Origin of the sequence: Rhodophyticola porphyridii (assembly GCF_003688285.1) — a bacterium.
GTDB lineage: Bacteria > Pseudomonadota > Alphaproteobacteria > Rhodobacterales > Rhodobacteraceae > Rhodophyticola > Rhodophyticola porphyridii.
Genome location: NZ_RCNT01000018.1, coordinates 1 through 7,465, shown reverse-complemented (window position 1 = coordinate 7,465; position 7,465 = coordinate 1). Strand labels below are relative to the sequence as shown.

Below are 7,465 nucleotides of genomic sequence, written 5' to 3'. Positions count from 1 at the left end.
CTTCAGCACGCCGATGATCTGTTCTTCTGTGAAACGCTTCCGCTTCATGGGTCTTCCTCCTTCGTCCATTCAAAGGTGGAAAATTCCAGTTCGCAATGGACCGGAAATCAGGGGCAAGGTCAGTTCGCACGGCCGATCCGGACGATCGGGGCGAGCGGGAGATCAACCCAACTGAGGCAAACGTCGTTCGGCGCATCTTCAGGGATTACTTGTCCGGACAATCATCGCGGACGATCGCAATGACATTGAACCGGGAGGGCATTTCGGGACCGCAGGGCAAGGAATGGGGGCCTTCGACGATTCACGGCAATCCGAAACGCGGGACTGGCATTCTCAACAACGAGCTCTACATCGGGCGGCTCGTCTGGAACCGTCTGCGATACATGAAGGATCCTGACACCGGTAAGCGCGTCTCCCGCCCGAACTCGGAAAGTGAGTGGGTTGTCCAGGAGGTACCGGACCTTCGGATTGTGGACCAAGATCTCTGGGACGCTGTGAAGAAAAGGCAAAGGAGCCTTTCGTTTGATACGACGGCGACAGGCAGCAATCCGATGAACGATAGACGACGGCCGAAGCATCTTTTCGCCGGCCTCATCAAGTGCGGGTGCTGTGGTGGTGGGTACTCCCTGATCTCGAAAGACCTGCTCGGCTGCGCAGCGTCACGGAACAAGGGCAATGCGATAACCGTCTGAACATCCGTCGGGATGCCTTGGAGGCGTCGATCTTGAATGGCCTTCGGAAGCATCTCATGTCGCCGGAGCTCTTCAATGAATTCTGTGCCGAGTTCACGCGCGAGGTAAATCGGCTCCGGATGGAGCGCGGAGCCGACCTGGCCGGCTGGAGAAGCGAACCCGAGAAGGTTGACCGAGAGCTCGACAAGATGGTCGACGCCATTCTTCAAGGCTTCCCGCCGGCGAAACTCAAAGACAAGGCCGAGAAGCTGGAGGCGAGGAAGTCGCAGTTGACTGAGCTTCTGGACAATGCCGACGAGCCGCCGCCGTTGCTGCACCCGAACATGGCGCAGATCTATCAGGATCGGATCGCCAAGCTCTGCGAGAACCTGCAATGCGAGGAAGATCGTGGCGCCGCCGTCGATGTGCTTCGCTCACTTGTCGATGAAATCAACCTCGTGCCCGAGAACGGCGAACTCTCCATCGTTCTTCGCGGCGACCTGGGGGCGATCCTGCGCTTTGCCGCCGGAAAGCAAAACCCCGACTTCCTTTCGGAGGCCGAGGCTTTGGACAACCTGCTTTCGCAGAAATCGTTGGTTGCGGGAGGGCGCAGCAGACGATCCCGGCACGCGGGAGCCACAAAAGCAAAAACCTCCGCGGCAGGACCGGCGGAGGTATCGCAAGTATCGTTGGTTGCGGGGGTAGGATTTGAACCTACGACCTTCAGGTTATGAGCCTGACGAGCTACCGGGCTGCTCCACCCCGCGCCAATTGGGAGTGTGTAACTTCAATGACAGATGGGCGCAAGGGGCTGTTCACTGATCTTGGAGGGCTTTTAGAATTTCCGACGTTTTTCATTTTCATGAATGATACTAAAGCTTTAAGTTTTCCCACCCCTCTGCCTGATTGCGTGGAAACTAATCCGTCGGATCAGCCGCGTCCGAGCGATCTAGAGTAGCCGGTTTGATAGACTCACTTTCACTGATGATGCAGAGAGTGTTCATACCGAAAACGAGGAACCCGTGCCCACGCCAGGCTGTCTCGACTATCCGGATCAACGGGAGTGCTCACCTGCGGTGTTGGCCTTTGCAGATGCGTCCTGCGTAATGGCGTGCTTCACTTTGGGATGGACCCAGACAAAAACGACAAGCACGACAAACAACACTGCGCTCGCAATGTATGGTGCGGTAATATGCGCCTGGTAAAGCGCGGTTCCGATCAAGGGGCCGATCACAGCGCCAACACCACTCGCGGCGCTGTTCAGTCCGGCGATCGCGCCTTGTTCGTCATCGGAGACAGCCAGGCTCGCACCGGACGTGAAGCCCGGGAAAAGCAGGCCACCGGCTATCCCCATCACCGCAAAGGCCGCAATCAGGAGCAAAAGGCTTGGCGCCAGGACCGCGCATATCAGCCCCAATCCCATGATCTGCGAGCCCGATCTGAGTAGGGTGCGTGGCGACCATTTGTAGCGTGTGACGAAGACGCCCTGCACGACCGCCAAGGCCATGCCGACCACTAAGAGACCGATTGCAGCCGTCTGCGCCGCATCGACCGGTGTCAGAGAAAAGCGATCAATCAGGTAGAAGCCGAGCGTGATCTGCAACAGGACAATGACCGTTACCGTCGCGAAGCCGAGAAACAGAAATGGCCACACCCGACGATCCCACGGCATAATTCTTGGCGGTTGATCCATACTCTGCTGCCGCGGGCTTGGGGGCATGAAGATGCTGAGCGCGAGCGCGGCGAACAGTGCAATCGCCGCACCGGCGTAAAACGGCGTGAGCAGACCGAAGGTAACGAGAAAGGCGGCCAGTGCCGGTCCGAGAAGCGTACCAAGCCCGTTAGCGGCGCCGATGAGGGCCATGCCGGCACTGCGGTCGGCGGCGCCGGTTACATCGGCCATGTAAGCCTGGGCTGATACGGGTACTGCTCCGACCAGCGCGCCCAGTATAACCCGTGTCGCGAACAGTGCGGCAAGCAAGGCTGCACCCGATAGTGCCCCGATCAAACCCAGATGTCCTGCGACGGCGAACATCAGAAAGCTGATGGCTATGCCGACGAGCCCGATGACGAAAACCAGTTTGCGCCCTGTCCGGTCACTGAGCCAGCCCCAGAAGGGGCTGGCCAAGGCGAATACGAGCGCTGCCGCTGAAATCACCATGCCGGCCTGCACTTCGGTCAAGCCCAGCTCTCGCGCTAGCGGCGGAAAGACCGGGTTCGCAAGCATCAACCCGGCATAAGCGGCCAACAGACCGGCAAACAGCGAGGTCTTGGCGCGGTCGATCTTCATTGGCTGCGCCCCAGATGGCGAGGCGCGGATGCGAGATGCGTCGGCACCCTTCGCTGAACCACATCTGAAAACGTCTCGCTCCCATTTCTGATACGCGGGCAACGGCGCTCGCAGACACCCGCGCTCCGGCAACCGAAAGAAGGCATCGCGGTTATGTCAGACGACGCCGAGACACGACGTGGACAAAACAGTGATGATCCGGGCATGGCGCGGACGACCTCTCCTTAGCGAGACTGCGCAACCGTCGATAACCGGATCGACAGATGGCCTATTCTACACCAAACACATCTGCGAATGATTGTCAATTGCATAACCAGCTCGCTAACAGAGTGCCCCTCCGGTCGACTGGCTCAACGCGAAAGTCTGACCCAAATGCCAAACGTCGGATCTGCAAACCGGATGAAGCGGCGTGGTGACGGCACTTACCCTCCTGGACAGCGCCATATGGGGCCTTGGCCGGGCGTCCATCCGGAGTTGGTGCGTCATCGGCTGATCGGCGATATCATGTTCGATGTCTTATGGCATGAGCCGGGCGAGAACGCAGGAGCGCGGCACAGCAGGCAAAGGTCCACCGCCATCACGCAGCAGAAATCGGAACGCGCTGTCTGGCTGTATCTCTCTCAACCGCTATGGCTAGATCTGTCGAGATGCTCCGAAGAGCACACTCGGGTAGGAACGTTGTGCGCCAGCGGGAGTTGCCGGAGCGCGGATGCCGCGCTCCGGCACCGGTCGGCAGAGTGTGTAGCGGATAACCCCTCGTTCTGGAACGTTGTTCCTAGCAGAAACTCATGACCGCTTTAGCCGCGACGTGCACTGCTCCGCCCCGGGAGTAGGCGCGATCTGCGCTGCACCGCGCCTGTGGCGACCGGCGATCCGGTCTTGCATTGTGGTCGAACGCAGATTGCTTCGTTGCGGTGTTCAATCATGTAACCGATACACTCCCAGCGGCGCGTGGTCAGCTGCTTGCCGCCAATGAGCCGTCGGCCGGATAAAGACGCGCTGTCATACCGATGTCGACCTGTTCGAAGAGATCGTTGATATGCGCCATGACCATGCGGACGCAGCCAGAAATAGCCCTTGATCCGATCAATCTGGGAAAGGGCGTCCCGTGAATGCGAAGATAGGTGTCTCGCTCACCGACATATAGATAAAGGGCGCGCGACCCCAGTGCGTTGTCGGGGCCAGGTTCCATCCCATCTTCGTACTGCGCGTAGAGTTCGGGCTCGCGCTCGATCATCGACGTGGTTGGCGTCCAGTGCGGCCAGCGGACCTTACGACGGATCGTGTATACACCGGGTTCGTACAAATCGTCACGCTCTATGACCACACCATATCGCATCGCCGTTCCGCCCTCTTCGATGTGGTAGAGATAGCGTGCAACCGCGTCGACATGGATATCGCCCGGCCTCAGCCCGTCTTTCGCCAAGACCCGGTTTGGCAGGAAGCGCCGATGGAGACCCCAAGGGTTCGATGTGGCTGGATCATAGTACGGCGGTGTCACTTGCATATCCCATTCGGCTTTCTGCGACTCACTCGGCCATGTTTCTGCCGAAAGTGGCGCGGCGATGGGCGTTGAGAACACGGCGACGGGCGTTATAGTGAAGTGGCGGCGTGTCAGTATCCTGGCATTATCCGCTTGGTTGATCGATGACGGAACCACCCGCTACGGACGATGCGAATGCTTGGATCGGAGGCCGTTAGGACCTTGATCTCAGGCTTGGCGCGTCCGCAAGGAGGCCCTTTGTGGTCGAAGAGTTCGACAATCATGACGGCACCGTCATGGTTGCCTTGGGTCGTCTCGGACACAGGCGCTCGCACGAGATGCTGTGAAAGATCGTCCGCAATGCCAGCTGCGGCAGAGGAGATGTTTGCTCCACTGTCTCACGACTTTCATCTGCCCGCCGAATAGCAACTGGGATGGAAGCTTTGCCGGCGGTGTTCCGCATCAAGCCACCCTCAGCCAGGTCATCATGCCGGACGTGGCGTGAGAGAGCATGTGGCAGTGAAACAGCCAATCGCCAGGATTATGCGCGACGAAGGCTATCTCGCACGTTTGGCCACCAAAGCTCAGGATCGTGTCGCGGAGCGGGCCAAGCGTGCCGTCCCCCGCAATCTCGTGGAAGTGCATGCCGTGCAGATGCATCGCATGCGGAAATGAGGTGTTGTTAGCAACTTCAAGGCGGACGGGCTCGCTCAGTGAAATCTCAGCCTGTGGCTCGTCCGTCATGCCGATCGTATCGTTGAGGGCCCAAAACTGGTTAGCCTCGGCCATTTGAAGGAACGTCCTGGGTTCGCCATCCAGGAACTACCGACTGGAGCCGGTCCATCGCCTCGCCGCCCATGTGAAGGCTCAGGCGGCGCGCCTACGCAAGATCGGGCGTGCCCATGTTCGGATTCGGTGGCAGAGCATCAACCATATTCGCCAGCGCGGTGTACGCGCCCGACATCAACTGGAAAGCCGTCTGGACAAAAACCTCGCCATTGTCGACGCGGACCAGATACGCCGTCTCGCCTGCTTGTGCCACGACATCCACGAAAAGGTCGGCCGGCCGTGCGGGACCCAGCAAAACAGTGTCCGTTAACGGTCGCGGGCTCTCCAAAGGCATACCATAGAGCGCCATAAGCCAGCCGTCGAAGCCGGAAAGGTCGTGGCCCGGATCGGCTAGGGCCATCATGGCGGTTATCGCAAGAATGCCACCAGCAAGCGGCGGGAGAAGCATTGTTGTGGTTTTCATATCATTTTCCATTTGCTCAGGTTCCTGTGTGCATCGGTACAGCTGCCGACTGCCTCAGCCTCTCGGCGGCGGCAGATCAGGAGGAATGGTTCGGCTTCGGACGTCGGTCCGCGAGAAGGGAGAAAAGCGATCAGGTTCCGTGAGCTGATGCTCGAACCGGCGGTCGCGTAATAGCAGAGCAGCCGCCTGGCATTGGAGGCCAGTGTGACAATGCCGATCGACCGCCGCCGGTTGGATATCAGTGCAGGCCGGCTGATCGCCAATTTAACCGGCGCGCTCATACGCCCCAGAAAATGTGCCCAGCGCCTGCGCAGTATCTGAGAAAGACAATACTAAGCCGCTCAGTACGACACTGGCGAGCAGAACCGCCTGTGCCCATATGCGGTCGACCACCGACATCAACTTATCCCGTTCGCGCACTGAAGCTCACGCACATATGCGGTAATGGCTATGACATCTGCGAGCGTGTTGCCCGCAACGGGCGGCATGTTGCCGAAGTCCCAGTGACGCGCCCGCACGCCATATTGAACCGCTCGCTGACACGCCTCATCCGCATGATGTACGGGCTGGTAGATCCGATGGACAAGCGGCGGCGCAATTCCATTGCGGCCTGCGGCATTGCTGCCGTGACATACCGCGCAGGTCACCTCGAACGCCCACCGGCCGATCCCGGCCTGAGCCGACAGGCTATCAGGCGACTGCACCTCGACCATGGGAAAGCCTTGCGCAATTCCAGCAGGTTCTTGCTGCGAAGGCGAACCAGGGTCGCTCGCTTTTTGGAGAGGATAGCAACCATCTGGCTCTGGCGGGCGCCGAAATCAATACAATGGCGGCTATGGAGCTTTTTGCGTTCATACCGCTTCTACAGTTTTGTATGCCCTTGCTTAGACAACACTTCCTCATAACGGCTCGGGCCATCCGACAACATGACAAGGCAGTGATTTTTGTATCGGCATGTATCCCCGACCGTCCCGCAGGCCACGCCGGCAGAGAGGGCAAGCCAGACAGATCAGGATCTGCTCATTTGGTATTCCAAGATCGCTGACCACATCATGTGACCATAGCGACCCCGCCAGTTCCCGTCAGGGTCCGAGGCGGCAGCCATAGGAACCAAGAGGACCGTGGCGGCAGCCAATGTTGATCTTTGCATTCTCCACACTTCTTTCCTTCAATGAGCCAACGCGGGGCACCACACCGGCCTGCGGGACGACCATGGTCGCTGCAAGCCCGCCTTCGGCCTGGTTCATCATGCGGGATCGCGACCTTGCGGCCTTTCCGCGACGGGATACAGGGTCTGATCCCATTGTCTTGAAGGGCTTCGCGATACCAGTCCGCATCGTATCCACGGTCCGCCAGCAGGTGTTCGGCGGGAGGAAGGCCGTCCAGCAATGCCCGCGCGCCGATGTAATCGCTCCGCTGACCAGCCGTCAGAAACATGCGCAGCGGGCGGCCTGCCGCATCCGTCACCGCGTGCAGTTACGAGTTCATCCCGCCCTTGGTGCGCCCAATCAGGCGGCCACGCCCCCTTGTTTCAACCCCAGGCTTGAGGCTGTGCGGTGCGTCTTCAGATGCGTCGCATCGATCATCAGCGTGTCAGCCCCGCCGCCCTGATCGGTCAGTTCCAGAAGCATTCGGGCGAAGATCCCTGACCTGCTCCCCTTGGAGTCCGCGTTTATAGGTTAGCTCTGTTCAGGGTTTGGTCCTCTTCTGACCGTTTGTGATACTCCCAAGGGGTGAGCCCGTCGAGGCTCGAGTGTGGGCGGTGATGG

The 7,465-nt window shown here is 59.4% G+C and carries 6 protein-coding genes, 1 tRNA gene and 1 pseudogene; 1 reads left to right on the top strand and 7 read right to left on the bottom strand.

Annotation, left to right across the window (positions count from 1 at the left end; translation table 11 throughout):
- Positions 1-95 precede the first annotated feature (95 nt).
- Positions 96-692: a recombinase family protein gene (locus tag D9R08_RS19495; RefSeq protein ID WP_233557588.1), complete on the top strand. Its 597-nt coding sequence runs from the start codon at positions 96-98 to the stop codon at positions 690-692.
- 669 nt (positions 693-1,361) lie between these two features.
- Here the strand turns inward: D9R08_RS19495 and D9R08_RS18805 are convergent.
- The 7 genes and pseudogenes from D9R08_RS18805 to D9R08_RS18775 all read right to left on the bottom strand — a co-directional run.
- Positions 1,362-1,438 (bottom strand) — tRNA-Met (locus D9R08_RS18805).
- 287 nt (positions 1,439-1,725) lie between these two features.
- On the bottom strand, positions 1,726-2,961 hold the full coding sequence (locus D9R08_RS18800) for an MFS transporter (RefSeq protein ID WP_121899653.1): 1,236 nt from the start codon (positions 2,959-2,961) through the stop codon (positions 1,726-1,728).
- A gap of 955 nt (positions 2,962-3,916) precedes the next feature.
- On the bottom strand, positions 3,917-4,582 hold the full coding sequence (locus tag D9R08_RS18795; RefSeq protein ID WP_121899654.1) for a L,D-transpeptidase: 666 nt from the start codon (positions 4,580-4,582) through the stop codon (positions 3,917-3,919).
- 324 nt (positions 4,583-4,906) lie between these two features.
- Entirely contained in the window at positions 4,907-5,233 is a 327-nt protein-coding gene (locus D9R08_RS18790; RefSeq protein WP_121899652.1) for a multicopper oxidase domain-containing protein, read from the bottom strand.
- A 91-nt stretch (positions 5,234-5,324) separates the two neighbouring features.
- Positions 5,325-5,708 carry a hypothetical protein gene (locus tag D9R08_RS18785; protein ID WP_121899651.1) on the bottom strand — a complete coding sequence of 128 codons (384 nt, stop codon included), beginning with the start codon at positions 5,706-5,708 and terminating at the stop codon, positions 5,325-5,327.
- Between the two features lie 386 nt (positions 5,709-6,094).
- Positions 6,095-6,409, bottom strand: coding sequence for a c-type cytochrome (locus D9R08_RS18780; protein WP_199709435.1), 315 nt, complete (start codon positions 6,407-6,409; stop codon positions 6,095-6,097).
- Positions 6,410-6,923: 514 nt separating this feature from the next.
- Positions 6,924-7,351 (bottom strand): annotated as a pseudogene (locus D9R08_RS18775) (transposase); the annotation flags it as partial.
- Positions 7,352-7,465: the final 114 nt, after the last annotated feature.

Excerpts from the sequence above, each read along its gene's own strand:
- D9R08_RS18785 (WP_121899651.1), bottom strand. The coding sequence starts at position 5,708 with ATGGAAAATGATATGAAAACCACAACAATGCTTCTCCCGCCGCTTGCT.
- D9R08_RS18790 (WP_121899652.1), bottom strand. The coding sequence starts at position 5,233 with ATGGCCGAGGCTAACCAGTTTTGGGCCCTCAACGATACGATCGGCATG.
- D9R08_RS18800 (WP_121899653.1), bottom strand. The coding sequence starts at position 2,961 with ATGAAGATCGACCGCGCCAAGACCTCGCTGTTTGCCGGTCTGTTGGCC.
- D9R08_RS18780 (WP_199709435.1), bottom strand. The coding sequence starts at position 6,409 with ATGGTCGAGGTGCAGTCGCCTGATAGCCTGTCGGCTCAGGCCGGGATC.
- D9R08_RS19495 (WP_233557588.1), top strand. The coding sequence starts at position 96 with ATGGACCGGAAATCAGGGGCAAGGTCAGTTCGCACGGCCGATCCGGAC.